The sequence below is a fragment of the Maribacter halichondriae genome, assembly GCF_027474825.1.
Taxonomy (GTDB): Bacteria; Bacteroidota; Bacteroidia; order Flavobacteriales; family Flavobacteriaceae; genus Meishania; species Meishania halichondriae.
On sequence record NZ_CP107030.1, the window covers coordinates 2,500,977 to 2,526,135 of the forward strand.

Annotated in this window: 23 protein-coding genes; 11 read left to right on the plus strand and 12 right to left on the minus strand. The window is 43.2% G+C overall.

The annotated features are described in order from the left end of the window. Positions 1-7: 7 nt before the first annotated feature. Both N8A86_RS11380 and N8A86_RS11385 read right to left on the minus strand, forming a co-directional pair. Complete coding sequence (locus N8A86_RS11380) at positions 8-859, minus strand: MBL fold metallo-hydrolase (RefSeq protein ID WP_273565493.1); 852 nt, start codon at positions 857-859, stop codon at positions 8-10. Then, positions 856-1,884: a cobalamin-independent methionine synthase II family protein gene (locus N8A86_RS11385; RefSeq protein WP_273565494.1), complete on the minus strand. Its 1,029-nt coding sequence runs from the start codon at positions 1,882-1,884 to the stop codon at positions 856-858. The genes N8A86_RS11380 and N8A86_RS11385 overlap by 4 nt, the downstream gene beginning before the upstream one ends. 156 nt (positions 1,885-2,040) lie before the next feature. On the opposite strand from N8A86_RS11385, the gene N8A86_RS11390 reads away from it, so the two are divergent. Further along, complete coding sequence (locus N8A86_RS11390) at positions 2,041-2,763, plus strand: GntR family transcriptional regulator (RefSeq protein ID WP_273565495.1); 723 nt, start codon at positions 2,041-2,043, stop codon at positions 2,761-2,763. Positions 2,764-2,775: 12 nt separating this feature from the next. Here the strand turns inward: N8A86_RS11390 and N8A86_RS11395 are convergent, their stop codons facing one another. Continuing rightward, positions 2,776-3,693, minus strand: coding sequence for a ThuA domain-containing protein (locus N8A86_RS11395; protein WP_273565496.1), 918 nt, complete (start codon positions 3,691-3,693; stop codon positions 2,776-2,778). A gap of 250 nt (positions 3,694-3,943) precedes the next feature. On the opposite strand from N8A86_RS11395, the gene N8A86_RS11400 reads away from it, so the two are divergent. The 10 genes from N8A86_RS11400 (at position 3,944) to uxaC (ending at position 15,279) form a co-directional block, all read left to right on the plus strand. After that, positions 3,944-5,050 carry a DUF6807 domain-containing protein gene (locus N8A86_RS11400; RefSeq protein ID WP_273565497.1) on the plus strand — a complete coding sequence of 369 codons (1,107 nt, stop codon included), beginning with the start codon at positions 3,944-3,946 and terminating at the stop codon, positions 5,048-5,050. A 15-nt stretch (positions 5,051-5,065) separates the two neighbouring features. Then, the gene (locus N8A86_RS11405; protein ID WP_273565498.1) at positions 5,066-5,515 is read left to right on the plus strand and encodes a Gfo/Idh/MocA family oxidoreductase; all 450 of its coding nucleotides are present in this window, start codon (positions 5,066-5,068) and stop codon (positions 5,513-5,515) included. Next, a complete protein-coding gene (locus N8A86_RS11410; RefSeq protein ID WP_273565499.1) occupies positions 5,454-6,440 on the plus strand; it encodes a Gfo/Idh/MocA family protein in 987 nt (328 codons plus the stop codon). The genes N8A86_RS11405 and N8A86_RS11410 overlap by 62 nt, the downstream gene beginning before the upstream one ends. Positions 6,441-6,618: 178 nt before the next feature. Then, positions 6,619-7,890, plus strand: a complete 1,272-nt coding sequence (locus tag N8A86_RS11415; RefSeq protein ID WP_273565500.1) for a putative oxidoreductase C-terminal domain-containing protein — start codon at positions 6,619-6,621, stop codon at positions 7,888-7,890. A gap of 1 nt (position 7,891) precedes the next feature. After that, positions 7,892-8,713 (plus strand): SDR family oxidoreductase, encoded by an 822-nt coding sequence (locus N8A86_RS11420; protein WP_273565501.1) that lies wholly within the window; start codon positions 7,892-7,894, stop codon positions 8,711-8,713. Positions 8,714-8,771: 58 nt separating this feature from the next. Next, a complete protein-coding gene (locus N8A86_RS11425; RefSeq protein ID WP_273565502.1) occupies positions 8,772-9,782 on the plus strand; it encodes a TRAP transporter substrate-binding protein in 1,011 nt (336 codons plus the stop codon). Beyond that, positions 9,783-10,271 carry a TRAP transporter small permease gene (locus tag N8A86_RS11430; protein ID WP_273565503.1) on the plus strand — a complete coding sequence of 163 codons (489 nt, stop codon included), beginning with the start codon at positions 9,783-9,785 and terminating at the stop codon, positions 10,269-10,271. Beyond that, positions 10,261-11,571: a TRAP transporter large permease gene (locus N8A86_RS11435; RefSeq protein WP_273565504.1), complete on the plus strand. Its 1,311-nt coding sequence runs from the start codon at positions 10,261-10,263 to the stop codon at positions 11,569-11,571. The genes N8A86_RS11430 and N8A86_RS11435 overlap by 11 nt, the downstream gene beginning before the upstream one ends. Positions 11,572-11,584: 13 nt before the next feature. Then, positions 11,585-13,852, plus strand: a complete 2,268-nt coding sequence (locus N8A86_RS11440) for a DUF7133 domain-containing protein (protein WP_273565505.1) — start codon at positions 11,585-11,587, stop codon at positions 13,850-13,852. Between the two features lie 11 nt (positions 13,853-13,863). Then, the gene (gene uxaC / locus N8A86_RS11445; RefSeq protein ID WP_273565506.1) at positions 13,864-15,279 is read left to right on the plus strand and encodes a glucuronate isomerase; all 1,416 of its coding nucleotides are present in this window, start codon (positions 13,864-13,866) and stop codon (positions 15,277-15,279) included. On the opposite strand, the gene N8A86_RS11450 is transcribed toward uxaC, so the two are convergent. The 9 genes from N8A86_RS11450 to N8A86_RS11490 form a co-directional block, all read right to left on the minus strand. Beyond that, positions 15,269-16,234 (minus strand): phosphotriesterase family protein, encoded by a 966-nt coding sequence (locus N8A86_RS11450; RefSeq protein ID WP_273565507.1) that lies wholly within the window; start codon positions 16,232-16,234, stop codon positions 15,269-15,271. The two genes, uxaC and N8A86_RS11450, sit on opposite strands and share 11 nt — an antisense overlap. A gap of 5 nt (positions 16,235-16,239) precedes the next feature. Further along, positions 16,240-17,598: an FAD-dependent oxidoreductase gene (locus tag N8A86_RS11455; protein ID WP_273565508.1), complete on the minus strand. Its 1,359-nt coding sequence runs from the start codon at positions 17,596-17,598 to the stop codon at positions 16,240-16,242. A 209-nt stretch (positions 17,599-17,807) separates the two neighbouring features. Next, positions 17,808-18,593, minus strand: coding sequence for an SIS domain-containing protein (locus N8A86_RS11460; protein WP_273565509.1), 786 nt, complete (start codon positions 18,591-18,593; stop codon positions 17,808-17,810). Between the two features lie 3 nt (positions 18,594-18,596). Beyond that, on the minus strand, positions 18,597-19,499 hold the full coding sequence (locus N8A86_RS11465) for an ROK family protein (RefSeq protein ID WP_273565510.1): 903 nt from the start codon (positions 19,497-19,499) through the stop codon (positions 18,597-18,599). Between the two features lie 170 nt (positions 19,500-19,669). Then, positions 19,670-20,455: an SDR family NAD(P)-dependent oxidoreductase gene (locus N8A86_RS11470; protein WP_273565511.1), complete on the minus strand. Its 786-nt coding sequence runs from the start codon at positions 20,453-20,455 to the stop codon at positions 19,670-19,672. A gap of 5 nt (positions 20,456-20,460) precedes the next feature. Further along, positions 20,461-21,036, minus strand: a complete 576-nt coding sequence (locus tag N8A86_RS11475) for a gluconate 2-dehydrogenase subunit 3 family protein (protein ID WP_273565512.1) — start codon at positions 21,034-21,036, stop codon at positions 20,461-20,463. A 10-nt stretch (positions 21,037-21,046) separates the two neighbouring features. Next, complete coding sequence (locus N8A86_RS11480) at positions 21,047-22,027, minus strand: sugar phosphate isomerase/epimerase family protein (protein ID WP_273565513.1); 981 nt, start codon at positions 22,025-22,027, stop codon at positions 21,047-21,049. Between the two features lie 8 nt (positions 22,028-22,035). Beyond that, complete coding sequence (locus N8A86_RS11485; protein WP_273565514.1) at positions 22,036-23,733, minus strand: GMC oxidoreductase; 1,698 nt, start codon at positions 23,731-23,733, stop codon at positions 22,036-22,038. 198 nt (positions 23,734-23,931) lie between these two features. Further along, a complete protein-coding gene (locus N8A86_RS11490; RefSeq protein ID WP_273565515.1) occupies positions 23,932-25,134 on the minus strand; it encodes a Gfo/Idh/MocA family protein in 1,203 nt (400 codons plus the stop codon). Positions 25,135-25,159 lie beyond the last annotated feature (25 nt).

Here is a 25,159-nt window from a genome sequence, read left to right on the forward strand (position 1 = left end):
AGTTCTATTATTTACTGTGACCAAAATATTCCCCTCCTTTAAGTACGTTATAACCTTGTGCCTTTTTTTCGGCCTCATCGATAAAATCGTTCACATCTGCCGTATTAAAGGTAAACATATCATAATGACAAGGAATCACATAATTCGCATTAATGGCCTTGCCTAATTCAACAGCTTCCCTACAGTTGAGATTGCCGGCTACCTTTCTTTCAGGCTTGTTTCCGTTTATGGGAAGTAAAGCAACATCAACATTGAAGGGTTTCAATAAATCGACCATGCCGTCATACCATAGTGTATCACCGCTATGATAAATGGAATATTCCCCGAATCTGATGACAAAGCCCATGAATTTACAGTTGCCATTTTCATCTCGGGCCAGTTCATTGTGTTTGGACGGGATTCCGACGAAAGTGAATCCGTTATTAGTAAAGGTCAACCCATCGTTCATTCCTATGGGGAAATCGAGGTCACAACCTACCCGGTTTGCCACAAATTCACGATTGGCTTCGGGGATAATAAATTTTATATCAGGATTATTTTTTAAAATAGGAATTAGCGTCTCCGCATCCAAATGATCCGTATGATTGTGACTTGATGTCACTAAGGAAATATTCTTAAGTAGTTCAGGTCGCACTACCAATTCGCTCATACGAACATGTGGCTTTTCGGTTTCCGAATATTTTTTGGTAAGGGAATCGGAAAGATAGGGGTCGATTAAAACGCGCTTACCATTCCATTGCAAGAGATACCCGCTCTGCCCCAGCCACCACAACCGAAAACCCTCTTTTTCATTCAGAAACGAATCCATTTCTTCAATAAGCGTATCATCTTTTTTGAAAGCAGGAATCAGAGTGTTCATAACGATTCTCTCACTTTTTTGGCCCCGGCCACCATATTGATCAATTTTTGGCGTGAGGCCCAGCGTGCTGTCTGGCTCAATCCGCAATCGGGTGCGACGGATAATTTTTCTGCAGGCACATACTTTAGGCAGCGGTTAATCCGCTCAACAACATCTTCTGGAGATTCGATATAGTAATTCTTGACGTCGATAATCCCAACGGCTACGTTCATCTTTTCGGCGAAGGGAGCCAACAATTCGATTTCGGCAAACTCACGGTTCGCCATTTCAATATGTATTTCATCCACATCCATATTCAAAAAGTCGGGAAGCATAGGTTTGATACTTCGATACCCAACTGGTCGTCCTTTGAAATTACCAAAGCATAAATGGGTGCTGAGGTTGCATTTTCCTTTGATGGTTTTTACGGTGCGGTTGAAAATATCTACAAATCGTTTTGTATCGGCTTTGTAGGCATAGCAACTCATAGAGGGTTCATCGACGGTAATTTCGGTACATCCTGCGGCAACCAAGGCCTCGAGTTCGCGACTGATAATCGGTAATAGCGCTTCGGTTATTTCGTAACGGTCTTTGTATGTATCGTTCGGTAGCAAACGTCCTGATAAAGTATAAGGTCCGGGAATACTTGCCTTTAAGGTCGGGCCATTTGGCGCCAACTTTTTGAGCCGTTCAAATTCTTTGACCGCACCGAGTCCGTTCGGCGCTTCCAATTTGCCAACGATATTGTTTTTGCCCCTTTGGTCATGTGCTGGTGGTCCATATAATCGAGTGCTTGAGGTATTATTTTCGATACCGTTTATAAATCCATAGAAGGAAAGATTGAAATCCAACCGTGTCTGCTCCCCATCGGTTATGACATCGAGACCAGCCGTTGTCTGATCATGGATTGCAGCGATAACGGCATCTTCGATAGCTTCCTCGATATCGGCAGCTCCTAATTTATCCAGATTTTGAGAAACGAATTCTAGCCATCCTGGAAAAGGGTAACTCCCTACGACCGTTGTTCTGATTGGAGTTTTATTCATTATTGATGATTTTTTCATACCCATGCAGATGGGAATATGTTTTCAATAACTCTCGTATTTGAGTCAAGCTAAAGTAACCAAAACAACTTGTATGTACAAGTAATAATCCCTACATTTCACAAACCTCTATCGCGAAGAATTTTCATTTGAATTGTCATGAAATCCGAAAAAACCACAACAAAAAAATACCTGACCATTCAGGATTATATCAAGAAGAGAATCCAAACTGGAAAATTTCCGGTAGGGAGTTATTTGCCTTCCGAAAATGAAATCTGTAATCGGTTTAAAACAACGAGGACCACAGTACGCAGAGCTTTGGACGAATTGTTGAAAGAAGGTTTCATCGAAAAGGAACACGGCAGGGGAAGCAAAGTCATCGAACGGGGAAATTCACTGGGACTATTAACGGTAAAAGGTTTTTCTGGCTCGATAGATTATGAGGTTCAGACGATAGTTACTACACACCCAAAGATTATAAAGTGGGATCCGGTAATCGCTTTTCCATTGACAAATGATGAAAAAAAATCGCAATGTGTCTATTTTCAACGCGTCAGGAACATCAATAATCTACCAGTAGTATTAGAGAATAATTGGTATTCGCTCGATGCTTTGCAATTCATAAAGGCAGACGAATTTGTCGAAGGTTCTTTTTTTAAGACTTTGAGTCAAAAACACCTGATCGAGATTATGGGCGCCGACCAAGAATTAAGGTCAATACCGGCATCGAAAGAAGTTGCTAAAAAACTGCAAATCAAAATCGGAAATCCGATTCTTCATATTTCGGTCAGGTTTCGAACGAGCAAACCCGGTCTCAATCTGTACGGCGATTTGTATTGTAATACGACTGAATATCCGATTCGGAACAGTTTTTTTCTTTAGAGCGTCGGGTATTTATTTTTTGCCAATGGGGGAATCATCACATTTTAGATCCCCGACCACATATTGCAATCCATCCAAAAAGAATTGAAGTAGTTCGGGATTGTTCATACTTTGGGCATTGTGTGACGGAGACGAATAGAAAACCCTGCCTTTACCATGTCTTTTAATCCATGAAACATAGATGACTTTTTCTGGCACTTCTTGCTTTAAACCTTCCAATTTATCAACTTCCATATATAGCAAAGGCCTAAAATTGTAATCGAAATAAGCATTCTTAAAAAAATAAGGTTCGTCAACATGGGTAAGTCCCTTTCCTTGAAAAGCCTTTACCAAAGGGTGCTTTGGATCCACTTCCTTTATATGAATTTCCTGTTGTTTGGGGTGGTAATCAAAACTACCGCCGGTCATTTTGCTAAAAGGTATCGAATTGTTCTGAACCGTAATGGCACCGTGCATTATCATCAAACCGCCACCTTGCTCGACAAAGGTCATCATATTTGCTTCGTATTGGGGAGCAAGCCTCTTAATTTTGGCATCCGATAGCGATGTATTCTGTCGAAGCAAATCGGAAAAAAGATCTCTTTCAGGTCCACTGGGGTTGCAATTGTTGAAAACGACGGCATCATATTTTTCAAGGTTTTCTTTTTCAAAATTTTCGATATCATATCCAATATGCATTTCAAAAACGCCCGATTTTTTGCCCAAGATTTTTAGCATTTCCACATTATGTGGAATGGTCCAATGGTCATAACCAGTAGCTTTCGAGAAAACTAGAACTTTCTTTTTTGAGACATTTTTGACAGTGGGTTCCGAAGGGGAGAGGCTCTCGATTTTTGCAAGCCATTCATCGGTAATTTCAATAGGTGACATGTCTTGTGCCAGTACAATGTGCGATATAATTAAGAGGAAAAGAAGAAGAATATTTTTCATGACAAAGCATTAATGACCCACTGATTTTTGTTTTGATTCAACCGCAAGTTTAAGAGAACCCCGATTATATCAAAAGGATTTGTAAATTAACACATATATTTTGTATCCTCTAACAATTAATAGTACTAAACAAATCAAGACCAAACTTTACATAATTCTAACTTTTTGTCTTTTTCTTTTTACGTGTTGTAATAAAGAAACATACCGTTTTGAAATTCAGGAGGACGGCGGATTTTTGCAATCCGGCCCAGTGTCAATAGAAATCAAGGATTTGGAAGATAAAAATCTTGAAAAACTCACCTTGATACAAAATGGAAAGTCCGTGCGATTCCAAATAAAAGATGATAAAGTCTGGTTCGTTCACAATCCGGAAAACGGAAATTTGTACAGTATCGAGGAAGCTTCCAACAAAACAGTGGATGCCAAAGCCTTAGATACACAAAAAAAAGACGGTAGCCTTCAACTCATAGCCGATAAAAAACCTCTATTAAGTTATCGATACGAGATGACCTATCCGCCCGTAGGAGTGGATTCCATTTTCAAAAAGTCCGGGTATATTCATCCTATTTTGACTCCAAAAGGAGATACATTGACACGAATTCAACCCCACGACCACTATCATCATTACGGACTTTGGGGTCCTTGGACCCATACACGAATCGACACCATGAGAGTAGATTTTTGGAACCTAGGCGAAGGCATGGGTACCGTACTTTTCAAAGAATTTAAGAATACTGTTTCGGGCAATGTGTTCTCATCATTCACGGCCGAACAAGAACATATTGATTTCAAGACAAAAGGAAGTCCGCAAGTGGCACTCAACGAAGATTTGACGATCAATCTGTGGGATTTGGGCCTAACCGATAGGTATATGTTCGATTACACGACAAGTTTTAGTTCCCCTTTGGAAAATGGTATTCTCTTCGAAGCCTATCGCTATGGCGGTGGAATCGGCTTACGTTTCAATGAACGCTGGAAAGCGGATAATTGTACCGTTCTGACTTCCGAAGGAAACGACCGATTGACCGCAGATGGTACAAATGCGCGATGGTGCATCGTAAGTGGCGTATCATCGGACGGCCAAGGCACGAATGGTATACTATTCATGAGCCATCCCGAAAATAGAATGCATCCCGAACCAATGCGTATATGGCCCATCGATGCCAATGAGGGCAGGGGGGACATGTTTTTTGAATTCTGTCCTATCCGACACGAACAATGGAAGATAGAACCCAATAGGGAATATGAACTCAATTACAGAATGGTGGTCTTTGATGGCGAGTTAAGCGCAGAAGAAGCCGAGGCCTATTGGCAGGCCTTTGCAAAATTTCCGGAAGCAAAAAGAATAGAGAATTAAATAGAAAACGAAGATATGCAACGAAGAAAATTTATTAATAGAACGGCATTGGGCACTGCGGCGATGGTCGGTTTTCCAAGTATTGTGCCAGCACATGTACTATGTAAAGATGCCCCGAGCAACAAAATCAATATCGGTCAGATCGGTTGCGGCAGAATCGCATTAGTTCATGACCTTCCTGATACTTTGCGATTTGATGATGCCCGAATCATGGCGGTCTGCGATTTGGATTCGATACGGGTCGATAAAGCAAAAGCGTTCGTGGACAAAGCTTATCAAGAAAAAACGGGCAAGACGAAGTATATGGATACCAAGACCTATGGCGACTATCGCGAAATGCTCTTGAACAAAGATATTGATGCGGTTATGATTAGTACTCGATCATTGGCATTCACAACCCGCCATGGAGGCCGCCTTGGCCGGAAAGGATATCTACCTTCAAAAACCGACTTCATTAACGGTTAAGGAGGGCCAACAATTACGCGATGCTGTGCAGAAGAGCAATGTTATCCTACAAGTAGGTACCCAACAAAGGGCCATGCCGCAATTTCGGGTGGCTGCTGAATTGGTAAGGAACGGACGAATCGGTAAAGTACATACCGTTAAAATCGGTCTTCCTGGTGACCCTGGTGGGCCGGAAGTCATGGAAATGCCGGTCCCGAGTAATTTGAATTTCGAAATGTGGTTGGGCTCAACTCCTGAATTGCCATACAATGAAATAGGAGTGCATCCACAGAATGACTATAGCCGACCAGGCTGGCTCAGGCATCGTAATTACGGCGCGGGCATGATAACCGGTTGGGGGCAGCATCATTATGACTCGGCCGCTTGGGGCATGAATACGGAACTAACGGGTCCTATTTCCGTAGAGGCCTTGGCAGAATTTCCAAAATCTGGTTTTTGGAACGTACATGGTGACTTTTTTGTAAAACATGAATATGAAAACGGAATTACGGTTTACACCAGCGGAGGCTATCCGAATGGCGTAAAATACATCGGCGAAGATGGTTGGATTTTTGTTTCTCGTGGTGATTACCAAGCTTCGGCCTCGGATCCTGTCGATAAAGAAAAAAGCGCTGAGGCCTTGAACGCTTCGGACCCAAAAATTTTGGAGTCCGTTATCGGAGAAAATGAAATCCATCTTGAAAAAATAGACGACCAACATGGAAACTGGTTGGAGTGTATCAAAACACGAAAGCAACCGATATCACCCATTGAAAAAGGCCACAAAGCATGCGCTATCTGCCTGATCAGTGATATCGCCATGCAATTTGACAGAAAACTGGAGTGGGATCCCGAAAATGAAGTTTTCATCAATGATGAAGAGGCGAACGCCATGTTGCACCGAGAACAACGAAAACCGTACGGGACGGATTATGTGAAGGTTTAGGGAAATCGCAAAGCTTAAATCATAGTCGAAAAATGTTCCGTAAAAATCAAATATAATATTATAAATGTCGATAAATTACAGATTAATTCTGCCAATTTTTTTATTCTGTGTTTCCTGCGGTGAACAAAAGAAACCTGAAACTAAAATGAATGAAAATGAGACTTCAATAGTTAAACTCATGACGTTGGACCCCGGTCATTTTCATGCCGCTCTCGTGCAGAAGTCCATGTATGACCAAGTTGATTCAACGATTTATGTGTTTGCTCCTGAAGGGCCTGAAGTAAAAGATTTTTTAAATAAAATAGAGTCCTACAACTCCCGGGAAGAATCTCCAACAAAATGGAAGGTGGAACAATATTTCGGTGGTGACTATTTAAAAAAAATGATTGGCGATAAACCTGGCAACGTGATGGTGGTCGCAGGTAAGAATTCGAAAAAAATAGATTACATCCTCGCGGCCGTAAAAGCAGGTCTGAACGTGTATGCCGATAAACCCTTGGTCATTAATCCAGAAGGTTTTGAAAAGTTGAAGGTAGCTTTTATAATTGCCAAGGAGAATGACGTGTTGATCTACGATATCATGACCGAGCGTTTTGAATCGACCACGATGATGCAAAAAATGTTCTCGACAATTCCTGATATTTTTGGCGAGTTGGTCGATGGTAGTCCAGATGCCCCGGCAATTAGCAAAGAAAGTGTACATCATTTTTTTAAGTATGTTTCGGGCCAGCCTTTGGTGCGCCCGCCATGGTTCTTTGACGTGAACGAAGAGGGCGAAGGAATCGTTGATGTAACCACGCATTTGGTTGATTTGGTACAATGGGAAGCTTTTCCAGGAGAAATTATTGATTCCACGGATATCGAAATGATCAGTGCCAAAAGATGGCCGACCGTAATGGCCAAAGAAAAATTCAAAAAGGTAACCGGATTGGAAGACTATCCGAAGTACCTGCAAAAAGATGTGAAAGATGGAAAATTGTACGTCTATTGTAACGGCGAAATGATATATACCATCAGGGGAAAACATGCCAAGGTTTCCGTCATTTGGAATTACCAAGCCCCGGAAGGCACCGGCGACACCCATTACAGCATCATGCGCGGCACAAAAAGCAATCTGGTAATTAAGCAAGGTGCTGAAGAAAATTTCAAACCTACTTTGTATATTGAGACGAAAGATAGCGAAGGCTTTGAGGAAAAACTGAAATTGGTGCTCGAAGGTGTTATCGCAGAAAAATTCCCCGGAACAACGGCCGCAAAAACAGCCAATGGTTTATGGCGTATCAATATTCCAGAGGAATTCAAGATAGGTCATGAAGCACATTTCGCCCAAGTGACCGAGAATTATTTACAATATTTGGAGGATGGAAAACTTCCCGAATGGGAAGTGCCGAATATAATAACGAAGTACTATACGACCATTGAGGCTTACAAAATGGCAAAAGGAAAATGATATGGAAAACAACCAATTTTCACTAGCGAACAAATGCTATGCCTTATCGGGTGCTACGGGTGCTTTAGGAGGTTCCATCGCAACCTATTTAGTGCAAAATGGCGCGAAAGTGGTATTGCTAGGAAGATCCCCTGAAAAATTGGATAAAAAAGTTGAGGAATTGGATACCATTGCGTCCGGGAAAACGTCGGCCTACGTTGTCGATTTATTGAATGAAGAAGAGCTAAGAGATACTAAGTATAAAATCGCCTCTGAAATCGGTATGATAGATGGCTTGGTTAATTTGGCCGGTGGCAATATTCCCGGGGCGACCTTAAAACCAGATCAAACGATACACGATATCGAAATCGACGATACCCGTAAAGTGGTCGATATAAACCTTTTCGGTACCGTACTCCCCACTATTATTTTAAGCGAGTTGATGGTAAAGCAGAAGCAGGGTTCCATCGTAAACATATCTTCGATGGCCGCGAAACAAACCATATCAAGGGTCTTGGGGTATTCCATGGCCAAAGCGGGTATTGACATCTTTACCAAATGGATGGCCAACGAACTTGCCTCAAAACATGGCGATAAAATTCGCGTAAATGCAATCGCCCCTGGCTTTTTTATTGGTAACCAGAACAGAAGGCTATTGACCAACGAAGACGGGTCTTATACGGAAAGAGGAAACGATATTATAAAAAATACTCCGATGGGCCGTTTTGGCGATGCCTCCGAATTGAATGGCATGGTGCATTATTTGCTTTGCGATGCTTCCAGTTTTGTAACCGGTGGTATTTTTGATGTCGATGGGGGATTCAGTTCTTTTTCAGGCGTTTAGACTTCCTATTACGTAATTATCATATCTATTTAGCATCAAATGAATATATTTAGAGCTTATGCAGAAAGATTCCATGATATATAAGAGCGCCAAGAGATTTTTTTTGAGTGTTTTCTCCCTATTGATTTTTAGTATCCTGATGGTTTCCTGCAAAACCGACGGTGATACAAAAACACTTTTCTTTGCCCACTCCCTTCCCATCACACACCCCGTTCATTTGGGCATTCTTGAAATGCAAAAATCCCTAAATGAAAAATCTGGAGGCAAACTTCAAATTAAAATCTTTCCTGATGGCCAACTGGGCACCGAACGTGAAGTATTGGAATTGCTTCAAATAGGTAGTATTGCCTTGACCAAGGTAAGCGCGGCCTCAATGTCGAATTTTGCTCCTGAATATGGCGTTTTGGGAGTGCCCTATCTTTTTAGGGACAGCGAGCATCTTTTTGAGGTATTGGAAGGTGATATCGGTAAAGGAATTTTAGCAGGAGGAACTGAATTTCTGCTACGTGGACTCTGTTTTTATGATGCAGGAAGCCGTAGTTTTTATACCGCTGCCAAACCAGTGGAAACCCCGGAAGATCTGAAAGGATTAAAGATTCGTGTCATGAACGATCAAATGTCGGTCAATATGGTCAATGCCCTTGGTGCTTCGGCAACGCCAATGGCTTACGGCGAATTGTATACGGCCTTGCAACAGCGTGTGGTAGATGGCGCGGAAAATAATATCCCCTCGTTCGTTACCTCGAACCACTATGAAATCTGTAAGTACTATTCAATCGATGAACATACATTAACGCCCGATGTCGTGGTCATTGGCACAAAATATTGGGATAACCTGAACGACCAAGAAAAGGAATGGCTGCAAGCGGCGGCCAAAGAAAGTGTTGAAAAACAAAAGCGGTTTTGGAAAGAGACGATTGCCGAGAACATGAAGGTGTTGGAAGCGGCCAACGTGCAGTTTTTCGAACCCGATAAGACCCTGTTTTCCGAAAAGGCCAAGGTCATCATGACAGACTTGATGAAAGACCCTAAAATGGGAAGTCTGATAGAAAAAATAAAAAAACAGTAAATGGAAAAAATGTACGTCGCCCTGAACAAGGCTATCGAGGCATTTTTGGTCATCATTTTTAGCTTATTGGTTCTCGATGTGGTCTGGCAGGTCGTGTCGCGTTACGTGGTAGGGCAATCCAGTTCGTTTACAGAGGAGTTTGCTCGCTTTGCTCTGATTTGGTTGACCGTTTTGGGTGCGGCCTATATCAACGGGCAAAAAGAAGGACACCTCTCGATGGATTTCCTTCTTTCAAAACTACCCCAGGACAAAAGATTTAAAAGGCAGCGTATCATTCAAATTGTGATGGCACTTTTTGCCTTAGTGGTAATGATTATTGGAGGTGGAAATCTTGTTTACACAACCTTGACATTAGGCCAGATTTCCCCGGCCCTGAATGTTCCCTTGGGTTTTGTCTATGCCATTGTCCCTATAAGTGGATTGATTATCATTTTCTTTTCCATCTATCATTACCGAAAAACCTTTAACACGACCACGAATGAGTATTGAGACCATCAGCATCCTAGTTTTGTTCCTGAGTTTTTTCGCGTTATTGGCCTATGGCGTGCCAGTTGCTTATGCTATCGGAATTTCATCTACGCTGACATTGGTTCTCAATATGATTTTCATGCCCTCGGTGACGACGATCAGTCAGCGCATGACCACAGGTATCGATAATTTTGCACTGTTGGCCATTCCATTTTTTATACTGGCAGGTGAAATTATGAATAGAGGAGGTATTGCGGATCGTCTGATCGCCTTTGCAAAATCATTGATCGGGAGTTTTCCCGGAGGGCTTGCATTTGTGAATATTATTTCTGCTATGCTGTTCGGCGCGATTTCAGGTTCTGCCATTGCCGCGGCATCGGCAATAGGAAGCACCTTGACCGACAAGATGGTCGATGAAGGCTATCCTAGGGAATACTGTGCGGCGGTCAACATAACTTCGTCCACTACTGGATTATTGATACCACCTAGTAACGTGCTTATTATTTTTGCATTGGCCAGTGGGGGCACGGCCTCTGTTGCAGCCTTATTTATTGCGGGATACATCCCCGGAATATTGGTTGGCCTCGCCATAATGATCATGGTATATATGTACGCTATTCGTAAAGGTTTACCGAGAGCGCCCCGGGTCGGTTTTAAGCAATTATTTCGTGATTTCGGTAGGGCTTTTTTGAGCTTGACCTTGCTTGTAGTTGTGGTAGGAGGTATCGTAGGTGGTATTTTTACCGCGACCGAGGCGGCCGCGATTGCTGTGGTCTATGCCGTCTTGTTGGGCTTCTACAACAAGCAATTGAAGTTTTCCGATTTTCGCCCGATTTTGCTAAAAAGTGCAAAAACTACCGCAATCGTAATGTTCTTGATTTCAACTTCGATGGCGATGTCTTGGTTGTTCTCTTTTGAATCCATTCCACAAAACCTGACCGGATTTTTATTGGAGTCGGTAAAGAATCCGTTGTTGGTTTTGCTCTTTATCAACATTACCCTTTTGATTGTCGGTACGTTTATGGATATGACCCCTGCCGTACTTATCTTTACTCCGATTTTTTTACCGGTGGTCATGGCCTTGGGAATGCATCCCGTTCAATTCGGTATGATTATCGTTTTGAACCTGTGTATCGGAGTTTGTACCCCACCCGTGGGAACCTTGCTTTTTGTAGGTAGTGGCGTGGCCAATGTTCCCGTGACCAAAGTCATAAAACCCTTGTTGCCTTTGTTGGGCGTTATGGTGCTGGTGTTGATGCTGTTGACCTATATCCCCGAACTTTCCCTTTGGATGCCAAGATTTTTTGGCCTGATCGATTAATGTATTGAAGAAAATGAGAATTCCCCTATATATTTTAATTACGCTTGTATTGCTTTCCTGTAAAGAATCCTTTGAGGAACCAGTAATAGCTTTGGACGGATATCAAATCGAAGAGGGCTTTACGCTCGAAGTGCTTGCCTCCGAACCTTTGCTAAAAGCTCCTTTGGCTATGGATTTTGATAACCAGGGAAGAATGTGGGTTGCCGAGATGCCCGGTTACATGCACAATATGGAAGGCAAGGGCGAAAACGACCCGACCGGTTCGATTAAAATATTGGAAGATAGAGATGGCGATGGACGGATGGACCATGCCAAAATATTCTTGAACAGCCTTGTATTACCAAGGGCACTTGCTTTGGTCTATGACGGTTTGTTATATGCCGAGCCCCCGAATTTGTGGTTTGTCGGTATTAAGGACGACACTTCTGGGAAACGTGTGCTGGTAGATTCATTGTACGCTGCCGATGGCAACCCCGAACACCAGCCCAATGGGTTATTGATGAACATTGATAATTGGATCTACAATGCGAAATCAAACTATCGCTACCAAAGAAAAAAGGGTACATGGATCAAAGAGCCTACTACCTTTCGTGGACAATGGGGCATTAGCCATGACAATTTCGGAAGGTTATATTTTAATGATAATTCCCGACAACTTTTGGGCGACCATGTTCTGCCGAACCGTTTGGTGCGAAACAGATATTTTACGCCTGAGAAAGGGGTGGCACAACTTTTAACCGAAGATCAAAGGGTTTATCCGCTGCAACCCGTACTCGTAAATAGAGGATATGCCCCGGGAGTGCTCGATGCAGATAGCCTATTGGTTAATGTGACAGCGGCTTGTAGTCCTTTGGTTTATCGTGGAGGAATGTTTCCTGAAGAATATGATGAAAATGTATTTGTCTGCGTACCCGAGGCCAATGTGATAAAACGGAATATACTTTCCTTCGAGGGAAACCGAACAGTCGCAAATCAGGCTTGGGAAGAAAAGGAGTTCCTGGCATCCTTGGATGAGGGATTTCGCCCGGTCAGCCTGTACAACGGCCCTGATGGTTCGATTTATGTGGTCGATATGCACCTTGGGGTTTTGGGGCACCATGCGTATCTCAGTCCGTATCTTAAAAAAATCGCCAAGGAACGACAAATGGATACCATCATTGACATGGGCAGGATTTTAAAAATCGGTGTTGAAGGAAAGGTTCCCGCTACGATTCCGAATTTAAATAAATTATCGAGTACTGAATTGGTCGAACTGCTCTATAGCGAAAATGGATGGCTCCGTGATCGCGCCCAACAATTGTTGATTCTAAAGGGGGAAGACGGATATGTTTCCCGATTGCATGAAATTTCATTGGATACCGAACATCCCATCTCCCAAATCCATGCTTTATACACACTTAAGGGTACGGAAAATACTTCCTTTGAACATCTTGCAAAAGTAGCTTCGGGAAGCAGTGATAAAGTGGTTTCCCATACACTGGTTTTATTGGAGGAATTTGTTTCCGAAAAAAATGAACAACATGCCTTAGAATTATTTCAAGATTTGTTATCAAAAAAGGAATCTTTGATTGACCTCTATCTGGCCTCTACGCTGGGTAAATGGACCACGGTTTCGGAAAAGAAATTTCTGCCATTGGTGTTGGCATTGTCGAAAAGGTATACTGATGACCTTATTCTTAAGGAAGCGCTCGTTAGTGGGTTGGCCAAAAATATGGAAGCGGCCGTAACTGCCCTCGAAAACGATTTGGAAACCAAGAAGGATACCTTGGTTACGCTACTGAATCAAACCCTTGCTTTACAAAAAGCAGATACTCCCAACCCGATTTATTCCGATAAACTTTTGGCTGAAGATAATCGTACACGTGGCGCCAAGATCTTCAGACAGATATGTGCGGCTTGTCATAGTATCAATGGCAAAGGCTCTGAAGGACTTGCGCCACCGCTGTTAAAATCGGAATATATGAACGCTCCGTTAGAAAGACTTGGCCTTATCGTTTTACATGGGTTAAGTGGCCCTGTTCATGTCAATGGTAAAAAATATGAGTTCAATCAAGCGATGCCCGGACTCATTGCCAATGAAAGCCTTACGGATGAAGATATTGCCGATGTCATTGCCTATGCGACAAGTGCATTTTCGGATGTTCCGAGATCTTTGAAACCTGAAACGATTAAAAATTTGAGGGAAGTAAGATCGGAATCGGGCATGGAGTTTACAGAGAAAGAACTGAACGAGTTTGTGGAAAAAAATAAGGGAAAGTCGGCTTTACAACCACTTTTTTAGAATTATTAATTATGGAAAATAGAACCTCTTTTATCGATGAGAATTTCTTGTTGCAAAGCGAATTTGCTAAGGTATTATATTATGATTACGCGAAGGATTTGCCAATCATCGATTACCATAATCACTTGCCTCCGTCAGAGATGGCCAAGGATCATGTTTTTTCCACTATCAGTGAGGCATGGTTGGCTGGAGACCACTACAAATGGCGGGCCATGAGAACGTTGGGTATCGACGAAAAATATGTTACGGGAAATGCGTCCGATAGGGAGAGGTTTCAGAAATGGGCCGAGGCAGTGCCGTATACGGTTAGAAACCCTTTGTATCATTGGACGCATTTGGAGCTATCACGGTATTTTGGTATTGACGAATTGTTGAATGCAAAAAATGCTGCTGAAGTCTATGAAAAGACATCCGCCAGACTACAAGAAAACACCCATAGTGCCATCGGACTTTTACAACAGCAAAATGTGGAATCCCTCTGTACGACGGATGAGCCACATGACAACTTGGAGCATCATAAAAGTATTGCCGAACAGGGGATTTCACCAAAGGTATTTCCTGCCTTTCGCCCCGATAAAGCCTTTGCCATCGATATGGGCACTTCCTATATTTCCTATTTGGAACTTTTAGGAGACTCGGAGAATATGATGATTGAAACCTACGCCGACCTTCTGGATGTCTTAGGGCGCAGAATGGATTGTTTTCACCAACACGGGTGTCGGCTATCGGATCACGGTTTGGAGCAATTGTATCATTTTGAGGAAGGCGCTTATGACAGCGAAACTATTTTCATTAGAGCTAAAAATGGAAACGTAATTTCAACGGAAGAAGTACACTATTTTAAATCTCGCATCTTGGTTTTTCTCTGTAAAAACTATCATCAAAGAGGGTGGGGGCAGCAATTCCATTTGGGCGCGCTTCGTGATAATAATAAACGACTTTTAACAAGTTTAGGGCCGAATACCGGCTTTGACTCCATAGGCGATTTTTCTCAGGCTAGGGCTTTAAGTGGATTTCTGAATGAACTGGACAGTACCGATCAGTTGGCGAAAACCATAGTGTACAATTTGAACCCGTCCGATAACGAGGTGTGTGCTACGATGATGGGAAATTTCAATGACGGTACCATCAGGGGCAAAATGCAGTTTGGGTCGGGCTGGTGGTATTTAGATCAAAAAGACGGTATGGAACGTCAAATGAATACGCTGTCGAACATGGGTATTCTTAGCACTTTTGTTGGTATGCTCACCGATTCAAGAAGTTTTTTATCCTTCACCCGGCACGAATATTTCAGAAGAATTTTGTGTAATCTCATAGGTAAGGATGTTAGGAACGGTGAATTGCCGAGGGATGAAAAACTGTTGGGCAAAATCGTTGCGGATATCTGCTATCACAATGCCAAAAATTATTTTGATTTTAACCGATAGTATTAGAAAAGGCGTACAACCGCTTCGGATTGTCAAAAAATAGCTTTTGGAAGTATTCCTCCATGCCTTTTGATTTTAGAAAATCGGGAATAGTTTTGATTAAATAATTCATTCCTGGACTACCGCCGTAACTTTTCCAGTAAACATTTTTTGCCATATCCATGCCCATAACGATTTGATCAGGATATTCGGGAAGCAGTTTTTCCAACAACTGTAAGGTATGATTGGGTTCCTCTTTTTTCCAACGAAAGGCACTATCATACTCCACGCGAACACCCACATCCATAACGGCCTTGTTATAGTCTATTTCCTTAGCACGATCCACATGCGATAGCACCACATGCTCCAACCTTGCTCCAAGTTTCTCAAATAGTTTGGCTTGCTCCAAAGCCTGTCTGCCAAAATTGGTATGGGTCAAAATTGGTGCTCCGGTTTCCAAATGTGCGTTGACCACGGCCCTGAAAATCATTTCTTGGTGTTTTGTGAAGGGTTCGTCACCAGTAGCTAATTTGATGAGTCCGGCCTTATGGGCAATCCTTTTGACTGTTGAAGCGGTATAATCGAATTCGTCGATTCCCTCATTGATATCAGCAATAAAAAGACGGGTCAATTCATCTTCTGAAATCGTATACCGCCAATGGTTATCCGGGTAATAAATTTCTAAATGAATTCCGGTAGGAACAATGATATTGACTCCACTTCTCCTACTAACTTCAACGGATTTCAAAATGTTACGGCCACTGTTCGCAGGCATGGTATCGACAACTGTTCGTCCACCTGCATTGTAGAAATTGATAAGTTCCTCTGAAATCTTATCTACATCGTTCAATAAAAACTCAGAATGTTTGACGGTTACGTAACTATTCTCGATTACAATATGCTCATGGGAGTAGGTAAGGCCCATTTCATCCGTGGATTTGTCGCCTAAAACTGTTCTAAAAAATTTGTCTTCCATTTCACTCAATTATTGACCCATCCATTTCTGGAAGTGTCCGCAACCTTATCTGGCATTTGAAGAATCGCGCCGAGACGAATAAGTGAATCCTGTAACTTTTCTATATCAATATTTATGGCGTCTTGATCGGCATCTAAAGAAAGTACTGCTGCCAAACCTGCTGCTTGTCCCATACTCATGGTTTGTGCCATTGAGCGACATGAGGCATGGGCATCATGAGTCGCGGAAAAACATCTGCCGGCCACCCAAGTATTCATGCTATTTTTTGGAACCAAGGTGCGATATGGAACACCATAAGAATCACCATCAGGGACATATTGCCAAAGGGTCTCCGAGCCTCCGTGATCTGATTTTCTATGGTCTTCAATAGGAGCACCGCATAGAAAAACCTTATCTTTAAACTGTTTGGCGGACATACAATCTTCTTTGGTCAAACGATATTCACCATATACCCTTCGGGTTTCCCGAACCCCAATTTGATGGGAAAGTCCAATAATTTTTACATTTTGATAACCTGTTACTTCGGCCCGAAAAAAATTCTCAAAAACAAAGGCCTGTCGCCTTCCTTCTTTTTCGGCCTGGGTCATTTGCTCCAAGTCCAAAGGGTCTAAATCGACTACTTTTACGGCAATGGTAGAAATGCATCCGGGTTGGCACATTTCGTGGGCCGAACCTTCTTTTCGAGGCAATGGATGACTGCCCGATTCGTAGGCTTCCGTCATTCTTTCCTGTAACATCTTTTTTCCTCCGGCCTTTTCGTATGCCTCCAAATCCACGTTCGCCATCCGAAAGGAAGTGGTCATACTTTGAGCAGGTTCCATATCGCCGGCCTTTTCATATGGAATTCCCGCCCAATGGCAAAAATCGGCATCGCCGGAAGCATCGATTACACGTTTTGCCGTAATGGAGAAAAAACCGATACCCTTATGGAAAAAAATACAGACCGAGGTTTCCCCTATTTTTTCTACTGCTACCAAGGTGGTATGATAATAAACTTCAAGATTTTTATGCGTCAAGAGTTGGTCCCAAATCTGCTTCAGTTTTTCGGGATTGTAATTTACGCCCGTGCCGGCTCCGTAGGTATTTGGTCTTAAGAAAATATCCCCGGTTTTGTTCAGCTCGTTCACGACCTTATCGGGAAGACCACCTACAATTTTCTTTGGGGTATCTGAAGGCGTGAAAAACCCGTAAAAAGTATCCAACATTTGGGTCGAAGTGCCCCCTGGAAATCCATATCGCTCGACGAGCGTTACCTTATATTTTCCTTGGGCTGCCGCCATGGCAGCGATAGAACCTGCACTTCCGCTACCGATTATTAAGATATCGGTTTTATATTTTTTTAAAATTGTTGAAGTAAAGTTCATTAAGTACTTGTTTTTTTTGGCTCCCCTCTTTAGAAAAAGAGGGGAATGAATCCGCTTGCGGAGAAAGGGGAGTTTGACCCGAAAACTTGATTACATACCACTTTGTCTAGGTGTCGTTTGCCTGTGGTTTGCGCTTTCAACCCCTCCGTCTTCGCCTTTCGGCGAATCCACCTCCCCACGTCTGAGGGGAGGAGCTACCAATCAATTATTTATTTCTTGTCTCCCACATTTTCATATAGCTTGGCCATCAAATGGGCATGTTCGTCATAGGCCGATTCAAATAGATCTACCGCCCTTTCATTCCCCACGATTTTACCACTGCTCAGCACCTTTGGCGATTTTCCGTTTTTATGTAGAATATTCGCTACTTCCGCTTTGATTGAATTAATAAGCAAAACTCCGCCCAAAGTAGAACCCGGGGCCACAGGAGAATCCAATCCATCTAAATAAATCATGGCATCGCCGAGAGGGGCTCCCGTATCCAAAATATAATCCGCGAAATCGGTCAATTTTTTTCCGTCGGCTTTTTTGGAAGTACTTCCCTCTAAATGCAAACTACTGACCAAGGCGACGACTTTTACTTTCCGTTTTTGGAATTCCTCGGCCATTTCGATGGGCACCACATTGCAGCCGCTAGAAGAAATAATCAAAGCAGTGTCTTGCGGACTGGTATCGAAATTCCGAAGAATGCGTGAGGCCAATCCGGAAACATTTTCCAAAAACATCGCTTGCCGTTGACCGTTCGCCCCAACAACCAGATTATGAAATGACAGCGAAAGTTCGACGATAGGGTTAAACCCGGGAAAAGACCCATAACGCGGCCACATTTCTTCGACCATCATACGGCTATGGCCCGAACCGAAAAGATGCACCATTCGGCCATCCAAAATGGATTTAGCAAACAAATGCGCCACCTCTTGAATTACGGATTCCTGTTTCTCGATAACGGAAATAATTTCTTTGCCTTTTTCTAAATATTCTTTTGTCAAGCTCATTGATTATAAGGTGTTTTTTGCGAAGTAAGCTGCGCCGATAGCGCCGGCATACCCTCCTAATTTTGCTTTTACTATTTTGATTTGATGCCCCCCGGGTCGCCATTCGTAATCGGCCATAGATTTTTTTAAAGGTTCTAATAAGGAATCTCCTGCTCCAGCCGTGATTCCACCTCCAAGAACAATTAATTCGGGCGAAAGTATATTAGTGAGGGACGCCAGACCTGCGGCCAATCTTTTTATGGATTTAAGCCACCAGACTTTGGCATCGGTATTTCCGTTTTCAAAGGCATCGACCAGTTCACGTACACTTTTGTATTTTCCTTGGGTCCTTTCGGAGACCGAAAAGTTTCCCATGGCATGTTCCAAACTTCCGGGCATATTGGTCATGGTCTGGGTGCCGTTGATGTCAATGGTCATATGCCCCACGTGGCCGGCACGTTGGTGGTTTCCCTGATACAGCTTGCCGTTTATGATGATTCCACCACCGATCCCTGTGCCCAAAGTGAGCATCAACATGTGTTTGATTCCTTCAAAGCGATAATAAGATTCGTATTCTGCCAGACATGCCGAATGGCCATCATTAATGACTTTGATAGCGTTGCCGAGCTCCACCGACCAATTAAAATTCTCGATACCCAGCAAGCGTTCGGGCATATGTAGGGTCATTTTGTTTTCAGAGTCTACAAGACCTGGAGCGGAAATACCACATTTTAACATATCAGGATTTCCACCGGCATATTTTTGGGATTTTTCGGAAATGACGGCAATGATTTTTTTCTTCCAGAGTTCGGCTTCGCCACTGCCGTCTTCGGTCGGGATTTCATTTTGTTCAAGAATCTTTCCGCTATCGTCCATGACAACAGTCTTGATTTTGGTGCCTCCGATGTCGATACCGAGGTAGATCATTTTAATTTTTTTTATCATTGCGAGCGCAGCGTGGCAATCTGTTTAAGCTTATTGCAAGTTCAATATATTGTCTGACTGCCGGCGAGACAGGCTTCATCGAATAATTATTGTGATGCCGAATACCCTTCCAGCCGCTCCTCGCAAAGACGTTTTCTTTGAACATTTTAACATTAATCATATTGCCCTTCGCTAATCGTCCACCCACCATCAACCGCCAAAACTTGTCCGGTTATGAATTTGGAATCAGGGTGCAAGAACATCAACACCGCATTATTGATATCTTCGGATGCTCCTGGACGCCCTCCGTCCAAAGGTTGTTTTGTTTTTAGAAAGGATAGAATTTCGGCATCCTCGGCCGCCCGTTTGGCCATGGGCGTAATAAAGAGGCTGGGTGCAATAACATTAATGCGGATGTTATATTCGGCATAGTAGGCCGCAATAGATTTCGAAAAACCGATAATCGCCGATTTGGCTGCCGCGTAGGCATGTGTTGTAAAATATTTCGGAGAAGGGGAGTAGCCCAGGACCGAGCCCATATTCAAAATAACGCCTTCCTTTTTGTGTTCGAGAAAATAATTGACCATTGCTTGATTGGAGAGCATCATTGAGGTCAGATTGAGTTCCATTGTTTTGTTCCAACCTTCCAAAGTAATTTTATCCAACGGGCCGTCGCCCCATTTTCGACCGCTTCCTCCAGCGACATGGAAAAGTCCTGTTATATTCCCAAATTTTTCATGTGCCAAATGAATGGCTTTAGTCATAGTTTCGGGGTCTGTGGCATCGCCACTGAGGGAAACACTTGCATCGCCCAATACCTCCTCGGCTTTTTTGCAGCTTTCGGGATTTCTTCCTATGACCAACACATTAGCTCCATTTTCCTTTAGTGCCATTGCCGAGGCGAGTCCCATTCCTGTGGTGCCGCCCATGATGATATACGTGGTGCTCTTAAAGTCCATTGATTTTATAGTGCCCAAACTCCGTCGGATTTATTATAAGGTATACAGGCCTCGAATTTTCCGGGAACGGGAAGATAATTTCTTGCCTGGGTCATTCCGATTTCCGAAGAGAAATATCCTGAAACAGTTAGACCTTTTAATATGTCGAAATAGTGTGGAAGCGGTTTTTGCGTACCTTCCATTTCCAAATTGTAGGCAATTGCTTCTGCCTGCATTGCCTCTAACAATTGCGATTTGTTGGCTGCCTCAGCTTCTAAAAAAGAACTGGAAAAAGTTTCAGAAGAGCGAGTGTCCAATTCGTTGAGTCCGTTTACAAAAATGGTTTGTTCTTCCTCGGGCATACAATCATAGTACATAAGCAGCATATATTCGCCGATGTTGGTGGCCTTGGCACCTGATGTCGCATCCGTTGTCGGGATAATCGTATCCCCGATTTCATTCAATAAGGGAATATCGGCATCTGTGAGGGAAGTCCTTATTCGAGGTTTGTATTCACAACTTTGCAACAGACCAATAGAAGGGAGTAGGAGTACGCCCCCGCTTCCCAGAGTCATTCGTTCGATGAATATTTTTCGTTTCATACTTTAAAACTTATTTGAAATTGGGCATGGCCTTTTCGATGGTCAAACGTGTGGTGTCGTAACTCTTTTTCAAAAGGGTTTCTGCATCCATGCTTTCCCAATAGCCCTTATTAAAAAGTTCAACGGAAAGTCCGCCCCGAAAACCCGCCTTGTATAATTTTGGTAAAACTTCATCGAAGGGACAAACACCTTCGCCCGGCAAAATCCGATCGGCATCCGTCAACAAAGATGCCTGGGGACTCCCGGGATAATCGTTCATATGGATGACGGGTAATCGCCCAGCATTCAAAGTGTCTATGGTGGCCCAAGAATTTCCTCCACGGTGTACGTGATAAAAATCAAGTAACATAGCGGCCTTTGGATGTTTACTGCCAATAACGATTTGGGCACAATCGGATACTTTATGCAGCGCGCCCATACCCCAAAGTTCAATAAGGGGAATTACACCGACTTCATCGCCAACCTCCAATACGGCCCGATAGCGTTGAGCGTATTCTTCAAGTTTAGTAGGGTCGATTTTCTCGATTCCTTGAACCGGAGCAGCAAAATAGTGGCCCCCTAATTCGGCAATCATAGACATTTCGGATCGCATCAAGTCGAGTGCTTCCTTTCTTTCCGAGGCCTCATCACTACACCATTTAGAAAAGGCAATGATATTTTCAAGTACGAGATTATACGACTTTAGTTTTTCTTTTAAGGATGCTAAGCTACCTCCAGCATCTACATAGGCCTTGATGTCACGCATCCAAAGTTCGATACCATCAAATCCTGCCTTTCCGACCAAATCAATTTGTTTGTCAACAGGCAATTTGTAGGCCGTGAGGGTGGAAGTATTAAGACTTACTCGAAAAGGTAGCTTTTCTTTTCCAGGCTTTTTCATTGAACCTGGTATGTTGTTTTTCTCTCCTATAAAACCAAAACCGAGTAAACTGGCAGCGGTAATTTTCAGCCCCGTACCTAATGCACTTCTTCTTGAAATTTTATTGCTCATTGCAAAAATTATAAGTTCATTTTCTTTAGTTCGTTCACAGCAAAATCCGCTGCCCTCGCGGTCAACGCCATATAGGTCAAAGACGGATTCTGACAGGCGCTCGAGGTCATACTTGCCCCATCGGTCACGAATACATTCTCCGCTCCCCAAACTTGATTGTTTTTATTCAGAACAGAAGTCTTTGGATTTCGCCCCATGCGAGCCGTTCCCATTTCATGAATGTTCAGGCCAATATTGCGCATTTCCTTTTTATCCTTGATATTCTTGAATTTCATTTTGTCCAACATTTCCATCGCCGTGTTGATCATGTCTTTCGTCATGGCAGTTTCATTTTCCTTGTATTCGGCATCGATTTCCAAAAGTGGAATGCCCCATTCATCGGTCTTGTTTTTGCTAAGAGATACTTGATTTTCATGATATGGGAGACATTCCCCCATACCGCTAAATCCGAATTTCCAAGGGCCTAATTGGGTCAAATCTGTTTTCAAGGCTTCCCCGATGGCAGTTTCGCTTACCTCACTGAACGGAGCTCGTGATCCTCCACAGGCATAGGCGTAACCCCGTTTGAAATCTTTTTGTTTGTCTTTGCCGAAATTCCGGAACCGGGCCAAATAAGTTCCGGTAGGACGTCTTCCTAAATAATATTTATCCTCAAAACCTTCGTACTCGCCTTCCACTTTGCAGTTGTAATTGTGATCCATGAGATTGTGACCGAGTTCTCCAGAGTTGTTACCCAACCCATTTGGAAAACGGTCGGATTTGGAGTTCATTAAAAGCAAGGTCGAATTCAGGGTCGCCGCATTGACAAAAATAATCTTGGCGAAATAATCATGGGATTCCTTGGTGTTCGCGTCGATTACCCGTACTCCCGTTGCCTTTCCGGCCTTATCATCATAAATAATGGAATGCGCGACCGAAAATGGCCGGATTGTCAGATTGCCTGTTTTTTCCGCGGCAGGAAGTGTGGATGAATTGCTGCTGAAATAACCCCCGAACGGACAACCACGACTACAGAGACTTCGATATTGGCAAGGCCCTCGGCCGTTGTGCCGTGTTGTCAAATTGGCCGTACGTGAAATGACCAAATGCCTGTCATCGTAATGTTTCGCGAGGGTTTCTTTGACATGCTTTTCCAAACAGTTCATTTCCATGGGAGGGAGAAATTCCCCATCTGGAATCTGTGAAAGTCCGTCTTTATTGCCACTAATTCCGGCAAATTTTTCCACATAACTATACCATGGGGCAAGATCTTTATAGCGAATTGGCCAATCGACTGCGATACCTTCTTTGGCATTGGCCTCAAAATCGAGGTCGCTCCAACGTTGCGTCCACCTGGCCCAGAGCAACGATTTGCCACCGACCTGATAGCCACGGATCCAGTCAAAAGGCTTTTTCTGTTCGTAGGGATGCTCTTTGTCCTTTACGAAAAAATGTTCGGTCGCTTCGTTGAAAGCATAACAACGGCTTATCACTGGATTTTCATCCTTTATTTTTTGGGGAATGGAACCGCGATGCTTGAACTCCCATGGATGCATGGTCGCAGTTGTATAATCTTTAATATGTTCGACCATTCTGCCGCGCTCCAAAACCAAGGTTTTTAACCCTTTCTCACAGAGTTCCTTGGCGGCCCAGCCTCCGCTAATGCCAGAACCGATGACAATGGCGTCATAGGTGTTTTCGGCAGTTCCTTTTCCGTTGATGTACATTATTACTTATTAGACGTTCGATTTGAGGTATGAGATTTTGGATGTGCAATTTTTTTACCATTGTTGCCAACTAAAGAAACTAGACCGATACGCTCCTAGAGCCTAGAAACAGGACCTTTTTTCTAAATTCGTCGGTAAATTCTTTCAAGGTATTCTCTTTTTCATAAGCTTAGAATTTGGAATTTGGTGCTTGGAATTTTATCCATCGGCCATACTTACTTTTTGGGAAACCTCCCCGGTTTCCTTATGTTTGAGAATCAACTTTTTATCCCCGTTTGGTAAAATTTCCTCCTTTATCAAATAATGGTCATCATCATATGATTCCCATTTTTTCTGGCTGTCTTCGGGTTCGTCGCCGCGCCAATCTTCGAGTACCACAGGTTCCCATTTCTTGCTTTCAGCGGATTTAAAGGCGGCATCCAAAATAGCATTGACCACATAGCCGTCATAAAAAGTTTCCAATGGTTCCCGGTTTTCTTCGATAGCCGTGAACATATCGGTAAACATGTGCGGGTAGCCCAATTCATGGGCTTCATCCCCAACAGGGAATAACCAACCCGTGCTTGATTCCGCTTTTTCGGCCACATAACCATCGCCTCCTTTTCCTGTGGTAAACATTTCGAAACCAGTACGTAAAAAACTGTTGACCCAAATGGTGCCCTCGGTGCCCATTACTTCGTCGCGCAGATCCATTCCACCACGAAACGTCCAGCTCACTTCAAATTGGCCGATGGATCCATTGGCATATTTGACCAATCCGATGGCATGGTCCTCGGCATCAATGGGATGCACTTGGGTATCCGCCCAACACATGACTTCGATGGGTTTTATATTTTTTCCAATAAAATTTCGACTGATTTCTACACAATGACATCCTAAATCAATAATAGCCCCGCCACCCGATTTTTCCTTATCCCAAAACCAATCACTATGAGGTCCCGGATGTGTTTCTCTGGATTTAGCCCAAAGCACTTTGCCGATATCGCCGCGTTTTACGCTTTCCATTGATTTGAGAAATTTGGGCGTGTAACAAAGATCTTCGAGATAGCCCCCAAAGATTCCGGCCTCTTCAATGGCATCCAACATCCGTTTTGCCTCTTCGGCATTCCGTCCCAAGGGTTTGGTGCAGATAACATGTTTCTTTGCCTTGGCGCATGCCAAAACCGCTGGCTCGTGCAAATGATTGGGCAACGAAATCAAGACTACATCGACCTCTGGATGTTCTATGGCCTCTTCCATGGAGGTGCTATAATGTGGTAATCCGTAGTCCTTGGCAAAGCGTTTGGCATTTTCCTCATTTCGCGAATAGACCATGGTAACACGATCTACCCTTCTTTGTGCATGTAGCGATTCGGCATAAAACCTGGCGATAAAGCCCGAGCCCAACATAGCGATGTTCATAGGATGTTATTTTTAAAAAAGGTTC